At 68.3% G+C, this 25,364-nt stretch carries 27 protein-coding genes; 8 read left to right on the top strand and 19 right to left on the bottom strand.

Translation table 11 applies throughout. From position 1 onward, the window contains the following. Position 1 precedes the first annotated feature (1 nt). Entirely contained in the window at positions 2 to 871 is an 870-nt protein-coding gene (locus tag ABD768_RS28590; RefSeq protein WP_343969736.1) for a LysR family transcriptional regulator, read from the bottom strand. A 70-nt stretch (positions 872 to 941) separates the two neighbouring features. Here ABD768_RS28590 and ABD768_RS28585 point away from each other — a divergent pair, with 70 nt between their 5' ends. Further along, complete coding sequence (locus ABD768_RS28585) at positions 942 to 1,907, top strand: nitrilase family protein (RefSeq protein ID WP_344845738.1); 966 nt, start codon at positions 942 to 944, stop codon at positions 1,905 to 1,907. On the opposite strand, the gene ispF is transcribed toward ABD768_RS28585, so the two are convergent. The 3 genes from ispF to ABD768_RS28570 are packed head-to-tail and all read right to left on the bottom strand — an operon-like array spanning position 1,901 to position 3,609. After that, positions 1,901 to 2,371, bottom strand: coding sequence for a 2-C-methyl-D-erythritol 2,4-cyclodiphosphate synthase (ispF, locus tag ABD768_RS28580; RefSeq protein ID WP_343969742.1), 471 nt, complete (start codon positions 2,369 to 2,371; stop codon positions 1,901 to 1,903). The two genes, ABD768_RS28585 and ispF, sit on opposite strands and share 7 nt — an antisense overlap. Then, positions 2,368 to 3,063 carry a 2-C-methyl-D-erythritol 4-phosphate cytidylyltransferase gene (gene ispD / locus ABD768_RS28575; protein WP_343969746.1) on the bottom strand — a complete coding sequence of 232 codons (696 nt, stop codon included), beginning with the start codon at positions 3,061 to 3,063 and terminating at the stop codon, positions 2,368 to 2,370. The genes ispF and ispD overlap by 4 nt, the downstream gene beginning before the upstream one ends. Positions 3,064 to 3,123: 60 nt before the next feature. Beyond that, positions 3,124 to 3,609: a CarD family transcriptional regulator gene (locus ABD768_RS28570; RefSeq protein WP_012918679.1), complete on the bottom strand. Its 486-nt coding sequence runs from the start codon at positions 3,607 to 3,609 to the stop codon at positions 3,124 to 3,126. Between the two features lie 255 nt (positions 3,610 to 3,864). On the opposite strand from ABD768_RS28570, the gene ABD768_RS28565 reads away from it, so the two are divergent. Further along, a complete protein-coding gene (locus ABD768_RS28565; protein ID WP_343969749.1) occupies positions 3,865 to 4,404 on the top strand; it encodes a copper chaperone PCu(A)C domain-containing protein in 540 nt (179 codons plus the stop codon). An 8-nt stretch (positions 4,405 to 4,412) separates the two neighbouring features. Here ABD768_RS28565 and ABD768_RS28560 read toward each other — a convergent pair whose 3' ends face one another. From ABD768_RS28560 to ABD768_RS28550, 3 genes are all read right to left on the bottom strand, one after another. Next, complete coding sequence (locus ABD768_RS28560; protein ID WP_344845735.1) at positions 4,413 to 5,420, bottom strand: iron-siderophore ABC transporter substrate-binding protein; 1,008 nt, start codon at positions 5,418 to 5,420, stop codon at positions 4,413 to 4,415. A 542-nt stretch (positions 5,421 to 5,962) separates the two neighbouring features. Further along, positions 5,963 to 6,640 (bottom strand): winged helix-turn-helix domain-containing protein, encoded by a 678-nt coding sequence (locus ABD768_RS28555; RefSeq protein WP_343969754.1) that lies wholly within the window; start codon positions 6,638 to 6,640, stop codon positions 5,963 to 5,965. Then, a complete protein-coding gene (locus tag ABD768_RS28550; protein ID WP_343969757.1) occupies positions 6,637 to 7,854 on the bottom strand; it encodes a sensor histidine kinase in 1,218 nt (405 codons plus the stop codon). Before ABD768_RS28550 ends, ABD768_RS28555 begins: the two co-directional genes overlap by 4 nt. A gap of 207 nt (positions 7,855 to 8,061) precedes the next feature. Between ABD768_RS28550 and phoU the strand changes: the two genes are divergently transcribed. After that, entirely contained in the window at positions 8,062 to 8,769 is a 708-nt protein-coding gene (phoU, locus tag ABD768_RS28545; RefSeq protein WP_343969760.1) for a phosphate signaling complex protein PhoU, read from the top strand. 158 nt (positions 8,770 to 8,927) lie between these two features. Here phoU and ABD768_RS28540 read toward each other — a convergent pair whose 3' ends face one another. The 5 genes from ABD768_RS28540 to ABD768_RS28520 are packed head-to-tail and all read right to left on the bottom strand — an operon-like array spanning position 8,928 to position 14,763. Then, positions 8,928 to 11,312 carry a tetratricopeptide repeat protein gene (locus tag ABD768_RS28540; protein WP_344845731.1) on the bottom strand — a complete coding sequence of 795 codons (2,385 nt, stop codon included), beginning with the start codon at positions 11,310 to 11,312 and terminating at the stop codon, positions 8,928 to 8,930. A 19-nt stretch (positions 11,313 to 11,331) separates the two neighbouring features. After that, complete coding sequence (locus ABD768_RS28535; protein ID WP_343969764.1) at positions 11,332 to 12,078, bottom strand: phosphoglyceromutase; 747 nt, start codon at positions 12,076 to 12,078, stop codon at positions 11,332 to 11,334. Positions 12,079 to 12,087: 9 nt separating this feature from the next. After that, positions 12,088 to 12,576: a type III secretion system chaperone family protein gene (locus ABD768_RS28530; RefSeq protein ID WP_343969766.1), complete on the bottom strand. Its 489-nt coding sequence runs from the start codon at positions 12,574 to 12,576 to the stop codon at positions 12,088 to 12,090. Next, positions 12,573 to 13,865, bottom strand: a complete 1,293-nt coding sequence (mshA, locus tag ABD768_RS28525) for a D-inositol-3-phosphate glycosyltransferase (protein ID WP_344845728.1) — start codon at positions 13,863 to 13,865, stop codon at positions 12,573 to 12,575. Before mshA ends, ABD768_RS28530 begins: the two co-directional genes overlap by 4 nt. 4 nt (positions 13,866 to 13,869) lie before the next feature. After that, positions 13,870 to 14,763, bottom strand: coding sequence for a helix-turn-helix transcriptional regulator (locus tag ABD768_RS28520; RefSeq protein WP_344845725.1), 894 nt, complete (start codon positions 14,761 to 14,763; stop codon positions 13,870 to 13,872). A 145-nt stretch (positions 14,764 to 14,908) separates the two neighbouring features. On the opposite strand from ABD768_RS28520, the gene ABD768_RS28515 reads away from it, so the two are divergent. Next, positions 14,909 to 15,694: an SDR family oxidoreductase gene (locus tag ABD768_RS28515; protein ID WP_343969776.1), complete on the top strand. Its 786-nt coding sequence runs from the start codon at positions 14,909 to 14,911 to the stop codon at positions 15,692 to 15,694. 44 nt (positions 15,695 to 15,738) lie between these two features. Beyond that, entirely contained in the window at positions 15,739 to 16,485 is a 747-nt protein-coding gene (locus ABD768_RS28510) for an SDR family NAD(P)-dependent oxidoreductase (protein ID WP_343969779.1), read from the top strand. Between the two features lie 307 nt (positions 16,486 to 16,792). On the opposite strand, the gene ABD768_RS28505 is transcribed toward ABD768_RS28510, so the two are convergent. Continuing rightward, positions 16,793 to 17,428: a TetR/AcrR family transcriptional regulator gene (locus tag ABD768_RS28505; RefSeq protein WP_343969782.1), complete on the bottom strand. Its 636-nt coding sequence runs from the start codon at positions 17,426 to 17,428 to the stop codon at positions 16,793 to 16,795. Between the two features lie 272 nt (positions 17,429 to 17,700). On the opposite strand from ABD768_RS28505, the gene typA reads away from it, so the two are divergent. Together typA and ABD768_RS28495 are read left to right on the top strand one after the other, a co-directional pair. Continuing rightward, a complete protein-coding gene (gene typA / locus ABD768_RS28500) occupies positions 17,701 to 19,563 on the top strand; it encodes a translational GTPase TypA (RefSeq protein ID WP_343969785.1) in 1,863 nt (620 codons plus the stop codon). 144 nt (positions 19,564 to 19,707) lie between these two features. Next, positions 19,708 to 20,262: a L,D-transpeptidase gene (locus tag ABD768_RS28495; protein ID WP_344845721.1), complete on the top strand. Its 555-nt coding sequence runs from the start codon at positions 19,708 to 19,710 to the stop codon at positions 20,260 to 20,262. A 54-nt stretch (positions 20,263 to 20,316) separates the two neighbouring features. Here the strand turns inward: ABD768_RS28495 and ABD768_RS28490 are convergent, their stop codons facing one another. Next, a complete protein-coding gene (locus ABD768_RS28490) occupies positions 20,317 to 20,811 on the bottom strand; it encodes an O-acetyl-ADP-ribose deacetylase (RefSeq protein WP_343969791.1) in 495 nt (164 codons plus the stop codon). An 84-nt stretch (positions 20,812 to 20,895) separates the two neighbouring features. Between ABD768_RS28490 and ABD768_RS28485 the strand changes: the two genes are divergently transcribed. Further along, positions 20,896 to 21,705, top strand: a complete 810-nt coding sequence (locus ABD768_RS28485; RefSeq protein ID WP_343969794.1) for a L,D-transpeptidase family protein — start codon at positions 20,896 to 20,898, stop codon at positions 21,703 to 21,705. 3 nt (positions 21,706 to 21,708) lie between these two features. On the opposite strand, the gene ABD768_RS28480 is transcribed toward ABD768_RS28485, so the two are convergent. The 5 genes from ABD768_RS28480 to ygfZ all read right to left on the bottom strand — a co-directional run bounded on the left by ABD768_RS28480 (position 21,709) and on the right by ygfZ (position 25,332). After that, positions 21,709 to 22,062: a DUF2516 family protein gene (locus tag ABD768_RS28480; protein WP_343969797.1), complete on the bottom strand. Its 354-nt coding sequence runs from the start codon at positions 22,060 to 22,062 to the stop codon at positions 21,709 to 21,711. Positions 22,063 to 22,152: 90 nt separating this feature from the next. After that, positions 22,153 to 22,686: a hypothetical protein gene (locus ABD768_RS28475; RefSeq protein WP_343969800.1), complete on the bottom strand. Its 534-nt coding sequence runs from the start codon at positions 22,684 to 22,686 to the stop codon at positions 22,153 to 22,155. 20 nt (positions 22,687 to 22,706) lie between these two features. Next, positions 22,707 to 23,192 (bottom strand): helix-turn-helix domain-containing protein, encoded by a 486-nt coding sequence (locus ABD768_RS28470; RefSeq protein ID WP_344845717.1) that lies wholly within the window; start codon positions 23,190 to 23,192, stop codon positions 22,707 to 22,709. Between the two features lie 80 nt (positions 23,193 to 23,272). Beyond that, positions 23,273 to 24,268, bottom strand: a complete 996-nt coding sequence (locus ABD768_RS28465) for an asparaginase (protein WP_343969806.1) — start codon at positions 24,266 to 24,268, stop codon at positions 23,273 to 23,275. A 68-nt stretch (positions 24,269 to 24,336) separates the two neighbouring features. After that, positions 24,337 to 25,332 (bottom strand): CAF17-like 4Fe-4S cluster assembly/insertion protein YgfZ, encoded by a 996-nt coding sequence (ygfZ, locus tag ABD768_RS28460; RefSeq protein ID WP_343969809.1) that lies wholly within the window; start codon positions 25,330 to 25,332, stop codon positions 24,337 to 24,339. Positions 25,333 to 25,364: the final 32 nt, after the last annotated feature.

Below are 25,364 nucleotides of genomic sequence, written 5' to 3'. Positions count from 1 at the left end.
GTCAGCTGTCGGCGACCTGGCTGGCCGCGGTGAGGAAGTGGGAGACAAGTGGCGAGGGGAACGCCGGATTCCACGCAGCACCCGTCCACCAGGTCGCCGCTTCACCCGGGAACGGGATGAGGCGCACACTGTCCGGAGCGATCGAGGTACTGCTGGCCGGTACTACGGCCGGCCCCACCCCTGCTGCGACCAGGGCGAGCACCGTCTGCAGGTCGGCGGCTTCTTGGAGTACTAGCGGCCGGCAGCCGAGTACGGCGTACAGGGCCGTGATCTGGGCGGTCAGGCCGGGGCCGCGCTCAGGTGTGAGGCGTACCAGCGGCCGCCCGTCGAGCCAGGTCCCCAGGCCGGCCGGTACTGGTTCAGCGACCGGTACGGCGACCGCCAGCCGGTCCTTGCGCAATCGGAGGTGCTTGAGGCCGGTCGGCACCGGCAGCCGGACCAGACCGACCTGGAGGCTGCCGGCCAGCAGGCGCTCGTACTGCACGGCCGAAGACATGTCATCCAGAGTCACCTCCACCCGCGGATAGCGGCTCCGGAACAGCGCCACCGCTCGGGGCGCCAGCTCGATGCCGGACATCCCGAAGCCGACCGTCAGCGCTCCCTCGACTCCGAGCGCGACCTGCGCGGCCCGCCGCTCGAACGCCTCAACCCGGCCGAGCACCTCCAGCGCATCCGGAAGCAGCAACTCCCCAGCAGCCGTCAGCCGCGCCCCATGCCGCCCACGGTCGAACAGCGTCGACGCCAGCCGCCGCTCAAGCTGCTGGATCTGCTTCGTCAACGCCGGCTGACTCGTCGCCAACTCACCCGCCGCAGCACCGAAGTTCCCACACCGCGCCACCGTCACGAACGCCCGCAGCAGCTTGAGATCCATAACTTCATGGTATGGAATATGCCTCAGAGTTCATTGGACGGCATGGAATATTCACGCTTTCCTGGGGTCTGTGACCACCTTCCGCAGCGCTGTCGTCCAGTTCGAGGCCGTCCCTGACCGCCCGGACCGCAACCTCGAAACCATCGCCCGCCTCGCCCGCCAAGCCGTCTCCGAGGGCGCCCGCCTGGTCGTCTTCCCAGAGATGTGCCTGCTCGGCTACTGGCACCTCCGACGGCACACAGCCGACCGCCTGCACGAACTTGCTGAGCCGGTCTCCGGACCTTCGGTCAGCCGGATCCAGGAGCTCGCCGTTGCGCTGGGCGCCGGTCTCGGCGTCGGCTGGCTCGAGGTGGACGAGGGTGAGCTATTCAATTCGTACGCCGTCTGCCTGCCGGACGGAACCATCCACGTGCACCGGAAGCTGCACGCGTTCGAGCACGAGGCGATCTCCAGCGGGTCGCGGTTCACCGTCTTCGACACGCCCTGGCAGATCCGGATGGGCGTACTGATCTGCTGGGACAACAACCTGGTCGAGAACGTCCGCGCCACCGCGTTGCTCGGCGCAACCGTCCTGCTGGCGCCGCACCAGACCGGCGGCACGAACTCGGTCAGCCCGCACGGGATGAAGCCGATCCCACGACAGGTCTGGGAGAACCGGCTGGTCGATCCGGCGGCGGTCGAGAAGGCGTTCAACGGGACGGACGGGCGGGGCTGGCTGCTGCGGTGGTTGCCGGCGCGGGCGCATGACAACGGGTTGTTCGTGCTGTTCAGCAACGGGGTCGGACGCGACGACGACGAACTCCGCACGGGCAACGCGATGGTGATCGACCCGTACGGCCGGATCATCGCCGAAACACCGGCGCCGGCCGAGGCCGTAGTACTGGCCGATCTGGACCTCGAACTGGTGCCGCTGTCCACGGGTCGTCGATGGATCCGGGGCAGGCGTCCTGAGCTCTACGACATCCTCACCCGGCCACAAGGCAACGAACTGGATGCCCGGGCGGCTCGATTCTCCGAGGTGCCGGTGGATCAGTAGACGAGGGCCGTGGCGATGGCGGCGATGCCTTCCCCGCGGCCGGTCAGCCCCAGACCGTCGGTGGTCTTGGCCGCTACCGAGACCTCGGCTCCACAGATGTCGCTGAGCACCTTCTCGGCCTCCAGGCGGCGGGCGGCGAAGCGCGGCCGGTTGCAGATCACCTGCACGGAGACGTTGCCGATCTCGAACCCCGCCTCGCGAACGCGGCGCGCGGTCTCACCCAGCAACGCTGCACCAGATGCACCTGCCCACTCCGGTTCGGCCGTACCGAAGTTGGAGCCGAGGTCGCCGAGCCGGGCGGCGGCGAGGAGTGCGTCGCACACCGCGTGTGCGGCAACATCGCCGTCCGAGTGGCCTGACGGACCGGCGGGCTCATCGGGCCAGTGCAGGCCGGCCAACCACATCGGGCGGCCTGGCTCGATCGGGTGGACGTCGACGCCGGTGCCGACGCGCGGCAACTTCACGGGGTACGCCTTTCAGCCAGGATGGATTCGGCCAGGATCAGATCGCGCGGCCGGGTCACCTTGAACGCGTCCTGGGAGCCCTCGACCGTCTGCACCGCTACGCCGAGACGCTCGCACAGCATGGCGTCGTCGGTCGCACCGGCGGTGTCGCCGTTATGGGCCCGACGCAACAATGTGGGCTCGAAGCCCTGCGGAGTCTGTACTGCGACCAGCGTCGACCGGTCGGGCGTGTCGACCACCAGACCAGCAGCGTCGACGCGTTTGATCGTGTCGGTGACCGGTACGACCGGGATCACCGCGGGGGCGCCCGCGCGGACGGCGGCAACGACCCGCTCGATCACCTCGGCCGGTACGAACGGCCGGGCGGCGTCGTGGACGAGCACGCAGTCGATGCCGTGCTCAGGTACGAGCTCCAGGGCCAGCCGGACCGAATCGGTCCGTTCGGCGCCACCGGCAACGATCAGCAGCGCCACCGGGCCGGCGTACGGGTCGAGCAGTTTGCGGACGTCGTCCTCCGTACCGGGAGGAACGGCGACCACAAAGCAGGCGAGGTCGGCGGCGGTCGCTGCCCGCAGTCCACGAATGGCGTGGACCAGCAGCGATTCGCCACCGACCTCTCGCAATGCCTTTGGTGCCTCACCACCGAGCCGGAGCCCGAGACCGGCCGCCGGAATGATCGCCGCAGTACTCACGACCACATCATGCCGGACGGATCAGTCACGTGATCCCGACTCCACTGCTGACCGGTTCGGTCAGGAGGCGAGGACCTCGTCGAGGATGGCTTCCGCCTTGTCCTCGTTGGTGTGTTCGGCCAGGGCCAGCTCGGAGACCAGAATCTGGCGAGCCTTCGCCAGCATCCGCTTCTCACCGGCGGAGAGACCGCGGTCACGCTCACGGCGCCACAGGTCGCGGACGACCTCTGCCACCTTCATCACGTCACCGGAGTGCAGCTTCTCCAGGTTCGCCTTGTAACGTCGCGACCAGTTGGTCGGCTCCTCCGTGTGCGGCGCCCGCAGCACGTCGAAGACGCGCTCCAAGCCGGCCTGATCCACGACGTCACGCACGCCGACTAGATCGAGGTTGCACGCGGGGACCCGGACGACCAGGTCGTTCTGAGCGACGATCCTCAAGACCAGATAGGTCTTGTCCTCACCTTTGATCTGACGGGTCTCGATGTCCTCGATGACGGCCGCACCATGGTTGGGGTAAACAACCGTCTCGCCGACTGTGAAAGTCATATGTCACGTGCCCCTTTCCGAGTCCTATCCTACCACGCGGTCGCTGGTCCGGTTCGGGCGTTTGCGCTGGTCAGAGGCCATTTCCCGCCTTGACAAACGCTGTCCGGCGTGCCTACCACGCGCGCGATTGGTTGCCCGGGACATCACCGAAAGGGGTGGTCGCCGTCGGGTTCACCCACTCCGCTCGCTACGCTGTGCTCCGCCGGAGGCTTTTGCTTCGAGGCATTCACCCGGGTTGTAGGAGAGGGAACACCAGTGCCCATCACGTTGTCCTCGCAGGCCGTTCGGCGTACCGCGCTGGCCGGAGCCACCGTCGCTCTGAGCGTCACGGTCGCGGCATGTGGCGCCAGCTTCGACGCCCAGACCTCCAAGCCGTACCAGGCCGCCGAGGGCACCAACGCGCAGTCCGGCGCGATCGCCGTCCGTAACCTGCTGATCCTCGCCTCCGAGGACGGCAAGGGCGAACTGCACGGCGCCTTCGTGAACACCGGCCAGTCCGACGACAAGCTGGTCAGCATCGCCTCGGCCCCCGCCGACGCCCAGAACACCAGCACCGAGCAGCCCGGGTCCGTGACGTTCACCGGCCTCAAGGCGACGGACCTGAAGGCCGGCCAGTCGTACACGATCCCGCCGGCCGGCGGCACGCCCGTCACCGTCACCGGCGGCAAGCCGGGCCAGATGCTGAAGGTGACGATCACCTTCGCCGAGGCCGGCTCGCTCACCGCGTCCATCCCGGTGCTGACGACGGACCACTACTCCCCGTCGCCGCGACCGGACGCCGAATCACACGGCTGAATCAGCCTCTAGGAGCTGGCCTGGGCTGCCTTGGCGAGACCCGGAAGGATCTTGTCGAGCACCCAGGGCACGCTCAGCACGCTGACCGCGCTCATGCCGGAGATGACCTGCTGATCGGTCATCAGGTACGTACCGCCCTTCTTGTACGCCGGCAGTGACGCGTAGACCTTGTCGGCCGCGAACTTCTCCGGCGTCAGCCCGTCGATGTAGCCGACGACGACATCCGCGTCGAGGTCGTTGAGCTTCTCCTTGCTGACGGTGAGCGCGAACTCCTTCTTGCTGTTCGCCTGCTCCAGTTTCTCGATCCCAGGTGCGTTGACGAAGCCCAGCTCGTTCATGATCTGCACTCGCGGATCACCCGGCATGTAGGCATAGTTCTCCGCGCCGTACGACAGGATCGAGATCGTCTTGCCCTTGAACTCGGGGTGCTCCGCGGCCGCCTTCTTGGTCAGCTCCGAGATCCCGGCGACCAGCTTGTCCGCCTCGGCCGACTTACCGAGCGCCTTGCCGATGATGGTCGTCTGGTCCTGCCAGGTGGTCTGCCACGGCGCCCCCGGGTACGCGACGGTCGGCGCGATCTCCGACAGCTTCGTGTACGTCGCCTTGTCGAAACCCTCGTACGGCGCCAAGATCACGTCCGGCCGCAGCGCCGCCAACTTCTCGAACGGGATGCTGTCAGTGGTGTCGAGCAGCGTCGTCTTGGCCGGGTCGAACTTGTCCGCATCCCAGGCCGTCGTCCCCGCCGGCGTCGGCCCGTAGGTGACCTTGGGCATCCCGACCGGCGTCTCACCGAGCGCGTACACGACATCCTGCGCATTCCACCCGAGCGTGACGATCCGCTCCGGCTTCTTCGCGATCGTCGTCTCCCCGAACGTGTTCTTCAACGTCACCGGAAACCCAGCCGAAGCCTCCGCGGCAGGCGCCTGCCCTTTGTCGTCATTACTCCCACACGCCACCAACGCGGTAGAGGCAACAAGCGCAGCAACCACCAACGCACCGGAACGGGACCAAAACATGAGCACTTCTCCTTAAGGCCGGAAACTTAGGACAGCCTAAGCTAATAATCCCAGCACTACGCCATGCCCCTGGCATATCCCACGCGCAAACAGCCGGCAGCCGCTGGGCTCGGCCAGTCAGCTGCAGCTACATCGCCCGGGCTGCAATGTCGTATCCATCAGGGCCAGGAGGCCAGTTCGCCGGCGTGGGCCATCGGATGGTCGACAGGTTCCGGGGCAGCCATGCCGTCGATGGTTCCGGTGAAGACCGGTCGCCATGGACCGGCCCAGTTCTCATCCTGGATCACGGTGACGCGGGTCCCCCCGGCAGCGCACGTGGCGGCCATTTCTGGGCCAGGGGACGGCCGATGATGCGCTCGATGGCCTTGCGATCCCCGAGATGCGCTGTGCCGAGCGCGCAGACACCTCCACCACCGACTTTGTGCTTCGTCTGAGCGGATCCCCCCAGGCTGATTTGCTCAGGTGGAGCACAAAGTCGACCCCAGCCAGGTCGGCAGGCGAGCTCGCGACGGGCGGGTGCGTGGGGGGCTCCTACGTCGTGATCACGCTTCGAACTTGTAGCCCAGGCCTCGTACTGTCACCAGGTGGGAGGGGTTGGAGGGGTCTTTCTCCAGTTTGGAGCGGAGGCGTTTGACGTGGACGTCCAGGGTTTTGGTGTCGCCTACGTAGTCGGCGCCCCAGATGCGGTCGATCAGCTGGCCGCGGGTGAGGACGCGGCCGGTGTTGCGCAGGAGCATCTCGAGGAGTTCGAACTCCTTGAGGGGAAGGCGGATCTCGGTGCCGGCGACCGTCACCACGTGGCGTTCGACGTCCATCCGGACCGGGCCTGCCTCCAGGGTGTCCGGGAGGAGTTCGACGTCCTGGCCGCGGCGCAGGACGGCGCGGATGCGGGCCAGCAGTTCGCGGGGGCTGTAGGGCTTGGTGACGTAGTCGTCGGCGCCCAGTTCGAGGCCGACGACCTTGTCGACCTCGGTGTCCTTGGCGGACACGATGATCACCGGGACGTTGCCGCGGCTGCGGAGCGCGCGGCAGACCTCGGTGCCGGACAGGCCGGGCAGCATCAGGTCCAGCAGGACGATGTCGGCGCCGGCCCGGTCGTACTCGTCCAGCGCGTCCGGTCCGGTCTCGGCCACGGCGACCTCGAACCCTTCCTTGCGCAGAACGTACGACAACGCGTCGCTGTAGCTCTCTTCGTCTTCGACGACCAGCACTCGGGTCACGAAGCTGCCTCCTTGGTTTTCTCCGACGGGGTCGGCGTCGGGGGTAGCTCGAACTCCTCCTGGATGGAGGGGTCCGTCGGTTGCCCGGTAGCGGGATCGAGCCGCAGCGGGAGTCGGACGGTGAAGGTGGAGCCCTGGCCCTCGACGCTCCAGACTCGCACGTCGCCGCCGTGGATCGAGGCGATGTGCTTGACGATGGACAGGCCGAGTCCGGTACCACCGGTCTCGCGGCTGCGGGCCCGGTCGACCCGGTAGAACCGCTCGAAGATGCGTTCCAGGTCACTGCTCGGGATACCGACGCCCTGGTCGCTGACGGTGATCTCCACCAGGTCCCCGATCGGGTGGGCGGCGACCGCCACCCGGGTCCCGTCGGGGCTGTAGTTGACGGCGTTCTCGACCAGGTTGCCGATCGCGATCGCCAGCTGGTCCTCGCTGCCCATCACCTCGAGGGCAGGGTCGGTCTTCACCACCAGGTTGATGTCGCGGTCCTCGGCGTCGACCCGGCAGCGGTCGACCGCGGCTTCGATCACGGCGTTGATGTCGACCGGCGTGGGGTGTTCCAGCGGGTCGTCGCCCTGCAGCCGGGACAGCTCGATGATCTCCTTGACCAGCCGGCTCAGCCGGGCGGCCTCGATCCGCATCCGGCCGGAGAACCGCTGGACGGCCTCGGGATCGTCGGAGGCCTCGGCGACCGCGTCGGCGAGCAGGATGATCGCCCCGATCGGGGTCTTCAGCTCGTGGCTGACGTTGACGGTGAAGTCGCGTCGGATCGCGTCCAGCCGGCGTTCCCGGGTCCGGTCCTCGACCAGTACCAGCACCAGTTGACTGCCCAGCGGGGCCACCCGGGCGCTCACGTACTGCGTGGCGCCGAGCCGGCCGCGGACGATCTCCAGGTCCTGCTGGCGGATCTCGCCGTCGCGGCGGACCGCCCGGACCATGTGCAGCAGGTCGTCCACGACGAGCCGCTCGCCTCGTACGATGCCGAGTACGTGGGCCGGGGCGCTCGCCTGGAGCACCTGGTCCTCGGGGCCCATCACGACCGCGGAGGAGCGGAGGACGGACAAGACGGTGGCGACGCCGTTGGGCACGATCGGGTCCGGGGAGACCGGAACCTTGGTCTGCGATCGCTCGCTCAGCACCATCGCACCGAGCGAAAGCAGAGCCAGGGCCGCGCCGATGACGCCGCCCAGCACCGCAGCCAGCGTGGGGTCCACGGAACCGATGCTACGCGGGCAACGAGGAGGGAAAGACCGAATGAGCACCCGATGACCGGAACGCGTCTCAACTGTTCATCGGGCGTTCACCACTCGTCGCCGACCGGCAACCTGGCTGGCATACCTTCCACGGTGGGCGGGAACTGTTCCGTGCCCGCGGGATCCCGCCCACCGCAGTACCGGACACCACAGATCGGATCAGACACGATGCGCGACACCTACCACGAGCAGCTCGACGACATCCTCGCCGAGCTCGAACGGATGACCCGGACGGTGTCGACCGCCGTACGCCGCTCCACCACCGCGCTGCTCACCGCCGACATCCGGCAGGCCGAGGAAGTGATTGCCGCCGACATCCAGCTGGACGCGGCCGGCGAAGGCGTGGAGGAGAAGGTCTTCGAGCTGATGGCCCGGCAGGCCCCGGTCGCCAACGAGCTGCGGATGCTGGTCGCCGCGCTGCGGATGGTCGCCGACCTGGAGCGGATGGGTGACCTGGCCGCGCACGTCTCCAAGATCGCCCGGTTGCGCTACCCGGCGCCGGCCATCCCGGACGAGCTGAAGTCGGTGATCGAGGAGATGGGCAGCGTGGCCGGCCGGATGGTCGACGGCGCCGGTGACGTGATCAAGACCCGCGACGTCGAGGCGGCGACCAAGCTCGAGACGGTCGACGACGAGATGGACAAGCTGCGGACCAACCAGTTCCGGCTGATGATGGACGACTCCTGGCCGCACGGCGTCGAGGTGGCCGTCGACATCGCTCTGCTCGGCCGGTACTACGAGCGCATCGCCGACCACGCGGTCTCGATGGCCCGCCGGGTCGTCTACCTGGTGACCGGCGAACTCCCCGTCGCGATCGGTGGCACGGCCGCCGGCTCCGGCGCCGGCGCCTCCACCCCGAGCCCGAACGGCAACTGACCCGAAAAGTAGCCCCTGGCAACCACTTGGCTGCCAGGGGCTACTGCTTTGCCAGGGTGGCCAACCAGGCCCGGATCGCGGCCTGGGTGAGCTTGGCGTCGCGACGATGCCGACGGAGCAGGTCACCGAACTCGTTGGAGTTCACATCGGGCATGCGCTCAGACTAGCGAGGCGAGCCGCGACCGGACGTCGACAGCTTCCGGCATCCCGAGATCCTCGAAGAGGGAGGCGGCGGCCCCCAGGTACTCGCGGGCGGCGTCCGGATGGTCGAGTACCAGCTGCAGTTCTCCCAACTGGGTAAGGATCTTGGCCTCCTCGGTCCGATCCGACCCTTCCTTGGCCAGTTCGAGCGCGACATCGAGAATCTCAGCAGCCGTCTCGGTTTCCCCAGACGCCAGAAGGCTGGTGCCCAGTCGCCGATGCACGAAGACGACCCCGTTCGGATCCGGCGCCTCGCGGTGGAGTTCCAGAGATGCCTTGAACCGGTCGATGGCCCGCTGATGGTCGCCCGCCGCCGCATAGGCCTCCCCGATCAGACCTTGCCGTCGGGCGATCGACCTCGTGTCGCCGTCCTCCGTGGCCAGCTCGATGGCCGCGGCGAAGCGGGACTCGGCCTCTTCGGTACGTCCGACGCGCACCAGCAACGTACCCAGGGCCAGCAGCCCGGTCCCCTGCCCGTACCGGTACCCGGCTTGCAACCCGGTGGCCAGCGCGCGCTCGGCGTACGGGATCGCCTCCTCGAAGCGGCCCAGCTTCTCGAGCGTGCGGGCCACGGCGAAGGCGGTTCTCGACTCGCTTCTGGGGTCGGGGAACCGGTGGAAAGCATTCATGGCCGAAGAGAATCGCACCAGGGCGGCCTCGAAATGACCTTGCTCCCAATCCGGGATGCCGGCCTGGTAGTCGAACCAGGCCTGATCCTCGGCGGAGACGGCGCTCGGCCGGCAGATCGCCGTGAGGTCGCGCAGTTCCGGCCACCGCGACCGGATCTCGAGATAGCCGAACAACGCCAGGGCCAGCTCGACCAGCGATTCCGCGTACTCACCGTCCAGCGCCGCGAGCTGCTCGGCCAGGGCGAGGACGGTGGCGAACTCCGCGTCGAACCAGGCCAGCCGTTCGGTCAGCGACTCCGCGGCAACCTGCGCGACCGGTAGCCGGGCGCGGTCGAGCCGGTCGCTCTTGCGATGGGTCAGTGAGAGGCACTCCCAGCCCCTGGCGAGATACAACGCCAGGATCCGGTCGACGGCCGCCTTGCGGGCCGCCGGGTCGATGATGCTGTTCGCTCGCTCCCTGGCGACCGCGCGCAGCAGATCGTGCAGCCGGTACCACCCCGGCCTGGGCGAGCCCACCAGGTGGAGGTCGACCAGATGCGCCATCACGTCCTCGGTCGACTGCGCCGACAGGTCGAGCAGGGCGGCGACCGCCTCTCCGGAGAGCTCAGGGGCATCGACCAGCCCGAGGAAGTCGAACGCCACCGCCGCCTGCCGTTGGGCACCGCCCGGAAAGCTCAGTAGTTGTTCCAGGGAGCTGGCGACGGTCGAGTGGACTGCCGCGGTCACCCCGAGATGGTCGATCCGGCGGCCGGTACTCCGCAGCTGCTGCGCGACTTGCGCCAACTCCCAGTCCTGGCGGCGGTCCAACCGGGCGCCCACCAGCCGGACGATCAACGGCAGGCCGTGGGAAGTACTGACGATCGTGCGGGCCGCATCGGCTTCGGCCCCGACCCGCTCGGCTCCGATGATGCAGCTCAGCATCGTCAGGCTGTCGGCGTCATCGAGGGGCGCCAGCTCGATGTTCGTGCACCCCGACGGCAGATTCATCGCCCGGCGCCCAGTCACCAGCACCGCGCAGTGGGCGTCTCCCGGCAACAGGTGAGTCAGTACGTCCACATCGGACCCGTTGTCGAGTACCACCAGCGTCCTGGTCCCCGCCAGCAGCGAACGGTAGAGCGCGGTCGCTGCCTCGACGTCGCCAGGAACCGCCAGCTCCCGAACGCCAAGGCTGTAGAGGAGGACGCGCAGGGCGCTCGATGCGGTCAGTGGTGCGCCTGGGCCATAGCCCTGGAGGTCGATGTAGAGCTGGCCGCCGGGGAAGTCGTCCGCAGCGAGGTGTGCCGCGTGGACCGCGAGGGTGGTCTTCCCGACGCCCGCCAGACCATGCAGTGCGACCACCGTCGTACCGGCATGGTGTGCAGAGGCGCCCAGGGCATTGGTGAGGAGGCTGAGTTCCTCGGAGCGCCCCACGAAGTCGCCGACGTCGGGCGGAAGCTGCCGCGGCACCCGCTCCGGCGCAACCCGCGCCGGAGCCTCGCCGGCCTCCTGCCCGCCGGCGGCGGACAGGAGGTTCGCGGTCGCCCGGGCATCGAGCCCCATAGCGCCGGTCAGCGCCAGCACAGTTCCGCGATGGGGCCGCCGTCGTATACCTCGCTCGAGCAGCCCAATCGCCTGCTCACTGAGCCCGGCAGCCTCGGCCAACGCCGCCTGCGTCAGGTTCGCAGCGCGCCGATATCGACGCAACAGCCCGCCGAACTCCGCGCGGTCGTTCACATCGGGTACACCGTTTCTGCTAGCGACCCTGGTTCTTGACTGCTTCGATCGCGGCCGCGGCGGCCTCGGGGTCGAGGTACTCGCCGCCGGGCTTGAGCGGGTTGAAGTCGTCGTCGAGCTCGTAGTACAGCGGGACGCCGGTCGGGATGTTCAGGCCGACGATCGTCTGCTCGTCCAGGTTGTCGAGGTGCTTGACCAGGGCGCGCAGCGAGTTGCCGTGGGCGGTGACCAGGACGGTCTTGCCGGCCCGCAGGTCCGGCACGACCGCGTCGTACCAGTACGGCAGCATCCGCTCGACGACGTCCTTCAGGCACTCCGTTGCCGGCAGCAACTCGGACGGCAGGCCGGCGTACCGTGGGTCGCCGGCCTGGTCGAACTCCGAACCGCGCTCGATCGCCGGCGGCGGGGTGTCGTAGGAGCGGCGGAACAGCATGAACTGCTCCTCGCCGAGCTCCTCCAGGGTCTGCTTCTTGTCCTTGCCCTGCAGGCCGCCGTAGTGGCGCTCGTTCAGCCGCCAGGAGCGGCGGACGTCGATCCACTGCCGGCCGGCCTCCTCCAGCGCGATGTTCGCCGTCCGGATGGCGCGACGCAGGACCGAGGTGTGCAGGACGTCGGGCAGCAGGCCGCGCTCCAGCAGCAGCTGGCCGCCACGGTGCGCCTCCTTCACGCCCTGGTCGTTCAGGTCGACGTCGACCCAGCCGGTGAACAGGTTCTTGGCGTTCCAGTCGCTGTGGCCGTGGCGCAGCAGGATCAGGCGGTAAGTCATACGGACAGACTAGCGAGGCTCCAGCCAGCCCATGAACGCGTCCAGATTCCGGGTCGATTCGCCACGCTTGACCCGCCATTCGTATTCCTTGCGAATGGACGAGCCGAAGCCCAGCTCGAGGATGGTGTTGAAGGACGAGTCGGCGTACTCCAGTACCGCTCCCAGCAACCGGTCCACCTCGACCGGGGTGATCGCGTGCAGCGGCACCCGGCCGTCGAGGTGGATGTCGCCGAGATGGTCGACCGCGAAGGCGACGCCGTACATCTTGAGGTTGCGCTCCAGCATCCACCGGTAGACGGCCTCGTGGTTCTCGTCCGGGCGCCGCGCGACGAATGCGTGCACCTGGACCGCCTGGCTGCCGACCGTCAGCTGCACCGTCGTCTTCAGCTTGCGCTCGCCAGGCAGGTCCGCGGCGAACACCCCTGGCTCGGCCTCGGTGTAGTCGAGCTCGTTCTCGTCCAGCACCTGACGGATCACATCCGCCGCGGACACCCTCATCGATCGACCTCCTGGGCCAGCTCGGCCGCCATCGTCTGCTGCGCCGTCCGGTACGCCGCGAGCGTCTTCTCGGCGGTCAGTTCCCAGCCGAAGCCACTCGCATGCTTGACCGCCGCGCGGCTCATCGTCTCGCGCAGCCCCGGATTCGTCGCGATCCGGTGCAGCGCGTCGGCGAAGTCACCGATGTCGTGCCCGGGCACGAGCAGCCCGGTCACCCCGTTCGCGACGGCGGTGGTCAGCCCACCGACGGCCGCGGCGACCACCGGCGTACCGCAGGCCTGGGCCTCCAGGGCGACCAGGCCGAAGGATTCCGAGTACGACGGTACGCAGACCACCGACGCCGCCCGGTACCAGTCGGCAAGCGCCGCGCGGGCCATCGGCTTGACGAACCAGGTCACGTCGTAGACGCCCAGCTCACGGGCGAGCTGGGCGTGCGATTCGGGGTGCTCCATCCCGTTGCCGGACGGGCCGCCGATGATCGCGACCACCAGCCGGTCCCGCAGGGCCGGGTCCTTCTCGAGCATCCTGGCCGCGGCCCGGATCAGGATGTCCGGCGCCTTCAACGGCTGGATCCGGCCGACGAAGGCGAGCACGATCGCATCCGGCCGCAGCCCGAGCGCCTTGCGCGCCACCAATTGGTCGCCCGGGCTGAACACATCCAGGTCGACGCCGGGATTGACCACCCCGACCTTCGCCGGCTGAGCGCCGTACAGGCTGATCAGTTCCTGGGCCTCGTCGCCGGTGTTGGCCAGCAGGCGGTCCGCGGCCTCGACGACCTGCTCCTCGCCCAGGAGGCGGGCGGGCGGCTCCGGTACGTCGTCCTCGGCCAGGCTGGCGTTCTTGACCTTGGCCATCGTGTGCATGGTGTGGACGAGCGGCACGGCCCAGCGGTCGCGGGCGAGCAGGCCGGCCTGGCCGGAGAGCCAGTAGTGCGAGTGGATGACGTCGTAGTACCCGGGTTCGCGGATCGCCTCGGCCCGCAGTACGGCCCGGGCGAACGTGCACAGCTGCGCGGGCAGCTCGTTCTTCGACAGGCCCTCGTAGGGGCCCGCGGCCACGTTCCGCACGGTCACGCCGGGCATCAGCTCGACCTTCGCGGGCAGCGCCGACGAGGTCGCGCGGGTGAAGACGTCGACCTCGATCCCGAGCGTGGCCAGCCGCTTGGACAGCTCGACGACGTAGACGTTCATCCCGCCGGCATCCCCGATCCCGGGCTGATCCAGCGGTGAGGTGTGCAGGCTGATCATCGCGACCCGCCGGAGAGGACGGTCTGCCGAAGGTTGGGTCACCTCGTCAGGGTAACTCCGGGGCCTTCGAAGGAAATCGGGACTTCTCCCTATCGGGCAGCTCCGGCGCCGGCGTGGTCCAGCTGGCCAGCAGCCGCAACGCCTGGTCGGAATCGGACCCAGGGACGGCGGAGTACGTCACCAGCATCTGGTCGGGGTCATCAGGCAGGGTGAAGGTCTCGTACTGCAGGGTCAGCTCACCCACCAGCTGGTGGTGCATCACCTTGACCCCGAAACACTTGTCCTTGACCCCGTACTGGGCCCAGAGCTCCCGGAACTCGGCACTGTGGATCGACAGCTCGCCGACCAGCTCCGCCAGCTCCGGGTCATCGGGATAGCGGCCTGCGTACAGCCGCAGGTACTCCACGCTCTCCGCCGCGACCGCGTCCCACTGCGGGTAGAACTCCCGGGACGACTCGTCGAGGAAGACCCTGCGCGGCATATTCCGGTCCTTGGCGGGCAGCTCAGCGAAGTCGCCGACCAGGGCCGCGGCCAGCCGGTTCCAGGCGAGCACGTCCATCCGGTGACCGAGCACGAACGCCGGTACGCCGTCCATCGCGTTCAACAGCTGCTGCAGGGCCGGCCGGATCCGCTGAACGGCCCGCCGCTGGCGCTTGCGGCGTACCGGTTTCGCCAACCGGGCAAGGTGGTCCCGCTCAGCATCGTCCAGCCCGAGCACCTCGGAGACAGCGTCGAGGATCTCCTGCGAGACGTTGTCGGCGCGACCCTGCTCCAGCCGGACGTAGTAGTCGGCGCTCACCCCGGACGCCTGGGCCAGCTCCTCACGCCGGAGGCCGGGCACGCGGCGCCGGCCGTTGAAGACCTTCAGGCCGAGGTCCTCAGGACGCACCCGGGCCCTTCGCGACTTCAGGAATTCGGTCAGCTCCTCGCGGCGGTCCATGCTCCCCAGTATCCGCGTCGCGGGTCCGCCGAGCCTGGTCCTGGCAGAACCAGGTTCGGCAGGACCCAGGCTCGACAGACGTCTGGGTAAGGGCCGGCGGGATCGCGAGGCTGAGGTCATCAACCTTCTTCCCTAGGAGCTTGCAATGACCAGCACTGTTCTTCAGCAGTCCACCAGCACCCTTCCGCTGGCCGGCCGGAGCGCCGTCGTGACCGGCGCGGCCAGTGGCATCGGGGCTGCGATCGCCGAGCGGCTCGCGGCCGACGGGGCTTCGGTGGCGTTGGTGGCCCGGCGTACCGATCGGCTGGACGAACTGGCCGGACGCATCACGGCCGGTGGCGGCTCGGCGTTCGGTGTCGGGATGGACGTCACGCAGCAGGACTCGGTCGACCGGGGCGTCGAGGTGATCGGCGAGCGGCTCGGCCGGGTCGACCTCGTCGTCAACTCGGCCGGCGTGATGCTCTCCGCGCCCATCGAGCAGGCCCGCTCGGACGACTGGGCCCGGATGATCGACACCAACCTGACCGGCACCCTGCGATTGATCGGCGCCTTCACCCCCGGCCTGATCGAGGCGGCGGGCGAGGGCGGTACCGCCGACCTGGTCAACATCTCGTCGATCGGCTCGCACCTCGTCTTCCCCGGCTACGGCGTCTACGGCGCGACGAAGGCGGCTGTGACCCAACTCTCGAACGCGATCAGGGCCGACCTCTCGCCGTACGACGTACGCGTGACGAACGTCGAGCCCGGACTGACCGAGTCGGAGCTGGGTACTCACCTGTCCGAGGAGGCCCAGGCGGGGCTGGCCGGAATGTTTGACGCGATCGGCCCGATCGCCTCGGCCGACGTCGCCGACCTGGTCGCGTACGTCGTGTCCCGCCGCCGCGAGGTCAACCTGAGCCACCTCGTCGTCCTGCCCACCCGCCAGGCGTGAGACGCCGCTCCGGCCCCGATCCGCGCTGGTGGAAGACTGGGGACATGACTTCCAGCCGTCCTGTCGCCGTCGTCACCGGAGCCAGCAGTGGGATCGGGGCCGCCTCGGCCCGGTATCTCGCCCGGGAGGGGTTCGAGGTGGTCTGCGCCGCCCGCCGGCTGGACCGGATCGAGGCGCTGGCCAAGGAGATCGACGGCCGCGCGGTGCAGTGTGACGTCACCAAGGCCGAGGACGTCGCCGCGCTGGCCGCGGCGGTCGGCGACCGGGTGGACCTGCTGCTGAACAACGCGGGCGGCGCCTTCGGCTTCGAGCCGGTCGCCGAGGCCGACCTCGAAGCCTGGCGGCAGATGTTCGAGGTGAACGTGATCGGCGTCGCCGCCGTCACCAAGTCGTTGCTCCCGGCCCTGATCGCCGCCGAGGGCCAGATCATCGTGATGGGCTCCACGGCCGGCCAGGTCGCCTACGAAGGCGGCGGCGGGTACGTCGCGGCCAAGCACGCGGCGAAGGCAGTCGTCGACACCCTCCGCCTGGAACTGTGGGACCAGCCGGTCCGCGTCTGCGAGATCGCCCCGGGCATGGTCAAGAGCGAAGGCTTCGCCCTGACCCGCTTCGAGGGCGACCAGGCCAAGGCCGACGCCGTCTACGCCGGCGTAGCCGAACCGCTGGTCGCCGACGACATCGCCGACATCGTCGCCTACATCGCCACCCGCCCCAAACACGTCAACATCGACCGCCTCACAGTCCGCCCCCGAGCCCAAGCAGCCCAACACAAGGTCCACCGGGTGCAGTGACCGCTCGGGTCGGCCACTGGCCGGTTCCCGGGCGGCTGGCGTGAAGCTTGACACCAGCGGTACGAAATGCCGCCAGCCGCCCCGTGGCCGGGCCCAATCCGGCCCGTTTCCCCATCCCAGCCACCCGTCCGGCCGACAGCACCCCGCGAACCGGCCGACCTTGCGATCGTCACCCCGAAGCAGGACCCACCTTGCCAAGGTGCCCCATCGACTCCCACCTCCGCGGGATCCGCGCAGCTGCGAACCACAGACGTCCTTGTTGCGCCAACCCCGCAACCACGCCGCCGCACCCAGCACCAGCCTTGCGCTACTTGGCTCGTAGCCGGTCGACCGGCGGCGAGCCGATCGGCAGTGGCGCCGCCGGTGCCGGTAGGGCGTACGACTCGTACAAGCGGCGCCGGACGGCTTCCACCGGGAAGGTCTGCGGGTAGATCGCCAGTTTCACCGTCACCCCCTCCAATGTTGCCCTGAGCAACATCTCCTCGACGGCGGGATCCTCGGCACCGCGGTCGGCGAAGATCGACCGGATCGCGTCCTCGATCTCCACCACCCGGTCCGCCTTGGCCGCCTCCACCTCGGCGAAGACCTCGTGCGTGGACGGCTGCATCATCAGCGTGATCGCCAGCCGCTGGATCTCCAGCGTCGTCGCGGCCGCCATCAACGTCCCGTCGATGATCCCGGCCAGCTTCTCGTCCGCGGTGCCCTGCAAGGTGAGGATCGCGCCGATGCCGTCCAGCCAGCGGTCGAGCAACTCGGCAGCGAGTTCCTGCTTGGTCGCGAAGTAGTAGGTGACCAGCCCCCGTGACACCTCGGCACGCTGCGTGACGTCGGAGATCGACGCCGCCTCGTAGCCCTTCTCGGCGAACACCTCGAGGGCAGCGCTCAGGATGCGCTCGCGCGACTTCTCGCGCAGCTCACGGTTCGTGCTGGCCGATCGCGGCACGTCACTTCTTTCCTGGCCGAAGCCCTCGGGAGCCGAGTCCACCCCCCACGGTCACTCGGCCCCCGGTGACTCGGCCCCCGAGTTGGACCCCTCCCCAGGCGCCCATACATAGACTGTACGTACAGCGAACGAATGTCAAAGGCTCAACCGGATTCGGCGCTACCCCCGGTGACGGGTAGGATGAGATGGCTGCGCACTGCGTCTCCAGTGGCACGTAGGACTTGCCGTAGCCACCGCCTGACCTCAATCCGACTTGCTTGGAGCGCTTCCGCATGCCCCTCCGTAATGATCTGCGCAACGTGGCCATCGTGGCCCACGTCGACCACGGGAAGACCACCCTGGTCGACGCGATGCTGTGGCAGTCCGGTGCCTTCGGAGCCCACCAGCACGTCGACGAGCGAGCGATGGACTCGGGTGACCTGGAGCGTGAGAAGGGCATCACGATCCTCGCCAAGAACACCGCCGTCCGGCACAAGATGGCCAACGGCGAGCAGATGACGCTGAACATCATCGACACCCCCGGCCACGCCGACTTCGGTGGTGAGGTCGAGCGCGGCCTGTCGATGGTCGACGCGATCGTCCTCCTGGTGGACGCTTCCGAGGGTCCGCTGCCGCAGACCCGGTTCGTGCTGCGCAAGGCACTGGCCCGCAACATGCCGGTGATCCTCGTGGTCAACAAGGTCGACCGGCCGGACGCCCGGATCTCCGAGGTCGTCGACGAGACCTACGAGCTGTTCCTCGATCTGCTGGACCACGACGCCGACCAGTCGGCGCTGGACTTCCCGGTCGTCTACGCCTCGGCCCGCGCCGGTCGCGCCTCGCTGACCCAGCCGGAAGACGGCGGGATGCCGGACTCCGAAGACCTCGAGCCGCTGTTCGAGACCATCCTGGCGAACGTACCGGCCCCGGAGTACACCGAGGGCGCGCCGCTGCAGGCCCACGTCACCAACCTCGACGCCTCGCCGTTCCTCGGCCGGCTCGCCCTGGTCCGGGTGCACGAAGGCACCCTGAAGAAGGGCTCGCAGGTCGCTTGGTGCAAGCACGACGGCACCATCCAGAAGGTCAAGATCACCGAGCTGCTGATCACCGAGGCGCTCGAGCGCGTTCCCGGCGACTCGGCCGGCCCGGGTGACATCGTCGCGATCGCCGGTATCCCGGAGATCATGATCGGCGACACCCTGGCCGACCCGGAGAACCCGAAGCCGCTGCCGTTCATCACGGTGGACGAGCCGGCCATCTCGATGACGATCGGTACCAACAGCTCGCCGCTGGCCGGCCGGGTCAAGGGCACCAAGGTCACCGCGCGACTGGTCAAGGACCGGCTCGACCGCGAACTGATCGGCAACGTGTCGATCAAGGTGCTGCCGACCGAGCGTCCCGACACCTGGGAGGTGCAGGGCCGTGGTGAGCTGGCGCTGGCCATCCTGGTCGAGCAGATGCGCCGCGAAGGCTACGAGCTGACCGTCGGCAAGCCGCAGGTGGTCACCAAGGAGATCGACGGCAAGCGGCACGAGCCGGTCGAGCGGCTGACCATCGACTGCCCCGAGGAGTACCTCGGCACCGTCACCCAGCTGCTCGCGGTCCGCAAGGGCCGGATGGAGCAGATGACCAACCACGGCACCGGCTGGGTCCGGATGGAGTTCCTGGTCCCGGCGCGTGGCCTGATCGGCTTCCGGACCGAGTTCCTCACCGACACCCGCGGTACCGGTATCGCGCACCACGTGTTCGAGGGTTACGAGCTGTGGTTCGGCGAGCTGCGCACCCGCCCGTCGGGCTCGCTGGTCTCGGACCGGACCGGCGTCACCACGTCGTACGCGATGGTCAACCTGCAGGAGCGCGGCACGATGTTCTGCGAGCCCGGTACCGATGTGTACGAGGGCATGGTGGTCGGCGAGAACTCGCGCGCCGACGACATGGACGTGAACATCACCCGTGAGAAGAAGATGACCAACGTCCGGTCGAACGCGGACGAGTTCGAGAAGCTGGTCCCGGCGCGCAAGCTGTCGCTGGAGCAGTCGCTGGAATTCTGCCGCGAGGACGAGTGTGTCGAAGTCACCCCGGACGCCATCCGGATCCGTAAACTCGCGCTGACTCAGATCGAGCGCGCGAAGCTCGGCCGCAAGAACAAGGCCTGAGAGCACCCGCTAGCTAGCTCTAGTAGCCCGTTCACCTGGTTCCGCGATCCGTCGGGGGAAATTTCCGGATCGTTATGAACCAGGTGGCGGGCTGCGGCGTCTGACATATCGGAAGCAAAACAAGTTGGGGGAAGGAAAAGGACCATGGGCATTCTGCGTAAGCTCGGCGCCACCACCACGGCGGTCGCGATGCTGGGAGTAGGCGTTCTCACCGCCGCGACGACGGCCGAGGCTGCTCCTGCCGCCAAGACCGTGGTGGCCACCAAGGCCGCCGTCGCGACGAAGGCCGCGGCGAAGAAGACGGTGCTGGTACCGGGCAGACGACACATTGCCAAGGTGTGTATGACCGGGCGTTACCTGTGCATCAACAAGAAGACCCGCAAGGTGATGTTCATCGTCAACGGCAAGCTGATCGCCGAGGGCGACGCGCGCTTCGGCGCCACCAAGACCCCGACGCGCAACGGATCCTTCAAGGTCTACCGCAAGTCGAAGAACCACGTCTCCTCGATCTACCACTCGCCGATGCCCGACGCGATGTTCTTCAGCGGCGGCCAGGCAGTGCACTACTCGTCGGACTTCAAGGCCCGCGGCTACAACGGCGCCTCGCACGGCTGCGTCAACATGCGCGACCGCAAGAAGATCGACTTCATCTTCAGCAAGGTCAAGATCGGCGACAAGGTCTTCGTCTACAACGCCTGATCCACCTGGTACTTCAGCGGCCGGCTCCCCTCGCGGGGGCCGGCCGCTTGCCTTTTACCCCAGCGCCTTCGAGAACGCCTTGTACAACCGGGGTTCCACCAGACAGAAGGTCACCCGCCGGACAGCCGTCCGGGTCTCTCGCAGAGTCCGTACGGCGATCTCCGCCGCCGACTCCTTGGGCCAGCCGTAGATGCCCGCCGACACCGCAGGAGCCGTCAACTCGTCGACTCCCAGCTCGTCCGCCAGCCGCAACGCGTTGCGGTAGCAGGATTCGAGCAACGCCGGATCCCGTTGCCCAGCGGTGTAATTCGGGCCGACCACGTGGATCACGTATCGCGCGGGAAGGTTCCCCGCCGTCGTCCACCCCGCTTCACCGGTCGGTACGCCGTGTGGGTACCGCGCGATGCAGTCGGCCAGGATCGACGGGCCGCCGGCGCGGTGGATGGCGCCGTCGACGCCTCCGCCGCCGCGCAGTGCGTGGTGGGCGGCGTTCACGATCGCGCCGGTCGGGACGGTGGTGATGTCGGCCGTCGAGAGGTCGATTTCCATGGAATACCTTAGGCTGGGGTGCCAACCATGTGGGGTGTGCGAGCGTCTCAGGAGTGTTGGGACAGATCTACTCGAGGGGTTCCGATGCGCTGGACTCGTGGTGCGCTGGTTGTTCGTAACGTGGTGGCGGCTGTGGTCGTCGTCGCGATCGGTGGGACGGCCATCAGTGCGTCGGCGGCGCCGGGGCAGCAGAGCCGGACGGCTGATGTGAAGACGGTGCCGTTCGAGGTCAGTGGGGAACTGCCGATCTATCCGAAGGCCTTGTGGAGCAACGGGTCCAGCGGGGCCTCGGTGCGGAAGGTCGAGGCGCGGCTGGTGCAGCTCAAGTTGCTCGACCAGCAGTGGATGGACGACGACTTCGGCACGATGACCCGGTCCGCGGTGAAGAAGTTCCAGAAATCAAAGGGCATTCCACCGCTCGGGTACATCGACCAGTTCACCTGGACCCAGCTGACCGCGGCCACTCACGAGCCGACCCAGGCCGAGCTCTTCCCGCCGGCCCCGGTCGTGGACGGCAAGAAGCTCGACCAGCGGTGCGCGACCGGTGTCGCTCTCTGCATCGACAAGACCACCCGCAAACTCCGGTACGTGGTGAACGGCGTCGTGAAGATGCAGCTGGACGTCCGGTTCGGAGCGCAGAAGACGGCCACCCGTGAGGGCGGCTTCACGGTCGGCTGGAAGAGCCGCAACCACGTCTCGAAGCTGTACGACTCGAAGATGCCGTTCGCGATGTTCTTCAGCGGCGGCCAGGCCGTGCACTACTCGTCGGACTTCGCCGCCCGCGGGTACAACGGCGCTTCACACGGCTGCGTCAACGTCCGCGACCTCGCGAAGATCAAGATCCTCTTCGACCAGGTGCACGTCGGCGACAAGGTGATCGTCTACCGCTCGTAGTACCTAGAGCGGGCGCGGGCCCCGGCGGCGGCGGATTCCCCAGCCGCCGCGGCCCCGGCCGGAGGCTGCCCGCAGTGCGGGACGAGCGTCCACCAGGTAGACACCGGCGGCCACGATCCCGATCAGCCCGAAGAAGCTCAGCCAGCCACCCTGGAAGATCTGCGACAGCGTGAAGGCCGACAGGATCAGCACCCAGCCGGGCTTGGTCAGCTTGTCGGCGGCGACGAACACCGCCCTCGGCCGGAACGCTGCGTCGAGCAGGGCCACCAGCTTCAGACCGAGCACGACCCACCAGATCACGCTGATGGGATCAGCGAACCCTGGGAACAGGTTCTGGAACGTGGCGAGTGCGAGCATGCAACGAGCCTAACGTAGGCACGGGTGGCCCCACGATCCGTCGAACCCGGATCAGGACCACCCGTACTACGCAGAGCCGCGGAACTACTCTCAGTCGCCGACCTTCTCGGCGGCCGCCTCGGCAGCCTTGGTGGCCTTCGCAGCGGTCTTGCGGGCGCTGGTCGCGGTCGCCTTGACGTTGCGGGTGGCGGTGTCGGCGGTCTTCTTCACGGTCGTCCGGGTGGCCTTGGCCTTGCTCACCGTGGTCTTGGCCTGGGCGGCCAGGTCCTCGGTGGCCTTCTGGCTGCGGATCCGGGTGACCAGGTCCTTGCCGCGACCGGCGAGGTCCTCGTAGGTCTCCTCGGCCTGGCCGAGCACGGTGGTCAGCCCGGCCTGGGCGACCGACGGCAGCTCACGCAGCTTGGCCGGAACGGTCTTGGCCTCGGCGGCGAGCACCTCGAGGCGCTTGCTCAGCTCGGCCTGACGCTTGGTCAGCTCGGTCTGCAGGGACGACTGCAGGGTCTTCTGGTCCAGCTTCGCGAACCGGGTGGTGACGTCCTCGCTGACCGCGCGGAACTTCTCCACGGCCAGGTCGCCGGCGCCGGCGATCGCGTACAGGGGCGTGACGGGGGTACGGGTTGCCATCTGGCATCTCCTCGTGAGGTCTACTTCAGCGGGGTCTTGGTGGTGGTGCGTTGTGTTGCAGGGGTCTTTTTGGCAGCGGCCGGCTTCTTCGCCGGCCCGGCTGCCGTCGTGGGCTCGTCGTCGGAGCCGTCGGTCGTGTTCTCACGGACGAACGAGGCGTACACGTCGAGCAGCACACGCTTCTGCCGCTCGTTCAGCGCCGGGTCGAGCAGGACCGCGTCGACCACTCCCGGCGTACGCCGGCCGCCCTCGCTCTCGTCCGGATCGAGGATGCCGGCCCGCACGTACAGCGTCTCGGCCGAGATCCGCAGGGCTTTCGCCAACTGCTGCAGGACATCCGCGGACGGCTTGCGCAGCCCACGCTCGATCTGACTCAGGTACGGGTTGGACACCCCGGCCAGGTCGGACAGCTGCCGCAACGACAACTGCGCGTGCCGGCGCTGCTCGGCGAGGTACTCCCCCACCGAACCCACAGCACCCGCTGCACGATCACTCAACCTGGCCATACGTCCATAGTGCTAGCAGCGTGCTTGCAATTGCAAGCAGAGTCGACGTGAGGCCGCTCACTACGCCGGGTAACGGACGGTCAGGCGAACGCCTTCGGGTGCGGCTGCACGGCGCCGACCTCGATTCCGCCGCCGTAGAGCGGGGAGCGGGTCTGCTTGGTGATCTCCTCGTGGTCGACGCCGAGCTTCTGCAGCGTCGCGGCCATCACGACGGCGCGGGCGCGCGGAGTACCGTCGTCGATCTTCACAGCCAGGCCGCGGCCGTCGGCGAGGCCTACTGCGTAGACGGACTCGGCGCCGGCCTTGCAGAACAGGCCGGGGATGGCGTGCATGAGGGCGGACTCGTCGCGCCTACTCCCGCTGGCGTACTCCGGGTGGCTGCGGAACGCGTTGGCTACCCGGCCCTCGAGGGTGTCGGCGGGGGCTGCGGCGAAGAGGCCGAAGGAGCGGGCCAGGCCGGAGAGGGTGATGGCGAGGATCGGGGCGCCGCAGCCGTCGACGGCTACGTAGGAGACCTTCTCGCCGGCGGAGTCCTCGACGGCGGTACGGATCGCCTGCTGGAGGGGGTGGTTCGGGGAGCGGTAGTCGTTCGGACCCCAGACCGCGCCGTCAGCATTGGCGTCGTCGTGGAACGGCCAGTCGTTGGCTACGCAGGTGGCGAGCATGGCGGCGTGCTTGCCGGAGCAGTTCATGGTGATGCGGTCGAGGCCGTGCCCGGCGCGGACCCATTCGTCGCGGGCCTGGTCGTCGATCGGGTACGCCGGGGGCGTGCGCAGGGCCGACTCGTCGAGGCCTGCGCCCGCGAGGATCCGGCGTACGCCGTCCAGGTGGAAGGACTCGCCCGAGTGGGAAGCGCCGGCCAGCGCGAGTAGTTCGCCGTCGAGCTCCAGGCCGTTGCGGAGCATGCCGAGCGCCTGCATCGGCTTGTTGGACGAGCGCGGGAACATCGGCTCGTCGATCACGCCGGCCGACCACTCGACGGAGCCGTCGGGCGCGGTCACCACGACGGAGCCGCGGTGATGGCCCTCGACGAAACCGCTGCGGACGACGTCGGCCAGGATCACAGGTTCGGTCACGGCTGAAACTGTACGGCGCGCAGGTCAGGGGCAAACAGCTGGATAGGAGATGATCCGGCTCACAAATTTCACAGCCGGGCGCGGACGTGCAGGCCGACCTCGGGGTCGACGAGCAACTCCTGCGTGGCGGTGACCGTCGGCTGATCCTCGGCGACGACCTCGAGCACGGCTTCCGGGTCCACGTTGCGCTTGATCAGCGCGAGCGCGATCGGCCCGTACTCGTGGTGCCGCGCCGCGGATCCGATGAACCCAACCTGCTTGTCCCCGACCCGTACTGCGTACCCGTGCGCCGGCAGGTGATCCACCGACCCATCCAGATGCAACCGCACAAGCCGCCGCGGCGGCCGCCCCAGGTTGTGCACCCGAGCCACCGTCTCCTGCCCGCGGTAGCAGCCCTTGTCGAGGTGCACGCCGACACCAAGCCAGCCGAGCTCGTTCGGAATAGCCCGCTCATCCATATCCAGCCCAAGGCGAGGCGCACCAGCCTCAATCCGCAGAGCTTCGTAGGCCCAGACGCCAGCCGGAGGTCCTTCAACAGAACTGAGTTCTTGTCTGGGGAGGAAGACTTCGTGTCCGCCCAGAGAGTCCGCTCCACTGCGAGTCAGCGGACCATCCGCAGGCGCCGGACCTGGACGCCACACGATGGCGTAGTCGGCCTTCACGTCCTTGATCTCCACTCGGGACATGAAGACCATCTTCTGGAGCCACTCGACGAGCGGGGCTGCGGCGCCGGGCTCGGTGTGGAGCCAGAAGGTTTCGCCGTCGTCTACGCCGTACATGGCGTGCTCTACGTGCCCCGTGGGCGACAGCAGGAGGGCTGTGGTCGACGTGCCGGGGCGTAGGCCCTCGAAGTACTGGCTGGTGATCGCGTGGAGCCAGGTGAGGCGGTCAGGGCCGGTGATGGTGACCACGTCCCGGTGGGAGAGGTCTACGAAGCCCTTGCCCGCGACCAGGGCCCGCTGCTCGCGCAGGTCGGACCCGTAGTGCGCTGCGACCCCGGCGTCCAGCCCGTCGGCCTCGACAGCGCCAGGGAGGTCCAGCAGAGGGCTACGCGTCAGTGACATGTCACCAGAGTACGTCCACCGGCGTACGCCGA

Source organism: Kribbella ginsengisoli (genome assembly GCF_039537185.1).
GTDB lineage: Bacteria > Actinomycetota > Actinomycetes > Propionibacteriales > Kribbellaceae > Kribbella > Kribbella koreensis.
This window is presented reverse-complemented; position numbering and strand designations above follow the sequence as displayed.

Excerpts from the sequence above, each read along its gene's own strand:
- ABD768_RS28590 (WP_343969736.1), bottom strand. The coding sequence starts at position 871 with ATGGATCTCAAGCTGCTGCGGGCGTTCGTGACGGTGGCGCGGTGTGGG.
- ABD768_RS28570 (WP_012918679.1), bottom strand. The coding sequence starts at position 3,609 with ATGACTTTCACAGTCGGCGAGACGGTTGTTTACCCCAACCATGGTGCG.
- ABD768_RS28560 (WP_344845735.1), bottom strand. The coding sequence starts at position 5,420 with ATGTTTTGGTCCCGTTCCGGTGCGTTGGTGGTTGCTGCGCTTGTTGCC.
- phoU (WP_343969760.1), top strand. The coding sequence starts at position 8,062 with ATGCGCGACACCTACCACGAGCAGCTCGACGACATCCTCGCCGAGCTC.
- ABD768_RS28535 (WP_343969764.1), bottom strand. The coding sequence starts at position 12,078 with ATGACTTACCGCCTGATCCTGCTGCGCCACGGCCACAGCGACTGGAAC.
- ABD768_RS28530 (WP_343969766.1), bottom strand. The coding sequence starts at position 12,576 with ATGAGGGTGTCCGCGGCGGATGTGATCCGTCAGGTGCTGGACGAGAAC.
- ABD768_RS28520 (WP_344845725.1), bottom strand. The coding sequence starts at position 14,763 with ATGGACCGCCGCGAGGAGCTGACCGAATTCCTGAAGTCGCGAAGGGCC.
- ABD768_RS28515 (WP_343969776.1), top strand. The coding sequence starts at position 14,909 with ATGACCAGCACTGTTCTTCAGCAGTCCACCAGCACCCTTCCGCTGGCC.
- ABD768_RS28510 (WP_343969779.1), top strand. The coding sequence starts at position 15,739 with ATGACTTCCAGCCGTCCTGTCGCCGTCGTCACCGGAGCCAGCAGTGGG.
- typA (WP_343969785.1), top strand. The coding sequence starts at position 17,701 with ATGCCCCTCCGTAATGATCTGCGCAACGTGGCCATCGTGGCCCACGTC.
- ABD768_RS28495 (WP_344845721.1), top strand. The coding sequence starts at position 19,708 with ATGGGCATTCTGCGTAAGCTCGGCGCCACCACCACGGCGGTCGCGATG.
- ABD768_RS28490 (WP_343969791.1), bottom strand. The coding sequence starts at position 20,811 with ATGGAAATCGACCTCTCGACGGCCGACATCACCACCGTCCCGACCGGC.
- ABD768_RS28485 (WP_343969794.1), top strand. The coding sequence starts at position 20,896 with ATGCGCTGGACTCGTGGTGCGCTGGTTGTTCGTAACGTGGTGGCGGCT.
- ABD768_RS28480 (WP_343969797.1), bottom strand. The coding sequence starts at position 22,062 with ATGCTCGCACTCGCCACGTTCCAGAACCTGTTCCCAGGGTTCGCTGAT.
- ABD768_RS28475 (WP_343969800.1), bottom strand. The coding sequence starts at position 22,686 with ATGGCAACCCGTACCCCCGTCACGCCCCTGTACGCGATCGCCGGCGCC.
- ABD768_RS28470 (WP_344845717.1), bottom strand. The coding sequence starts at position 23,192 with ATGGCCAGGTTGAGTGATCGTGCAGCGGGTGCTGTGGGTTCGGTGGGG.
- ygfZ (WP_343969809.1), bottom strand. The coding sequence starts at position 25,332 with ATGTCACTGACGCGTAGCCCTCTGCTGGACCTCCCTGGCGCTGTCGAG.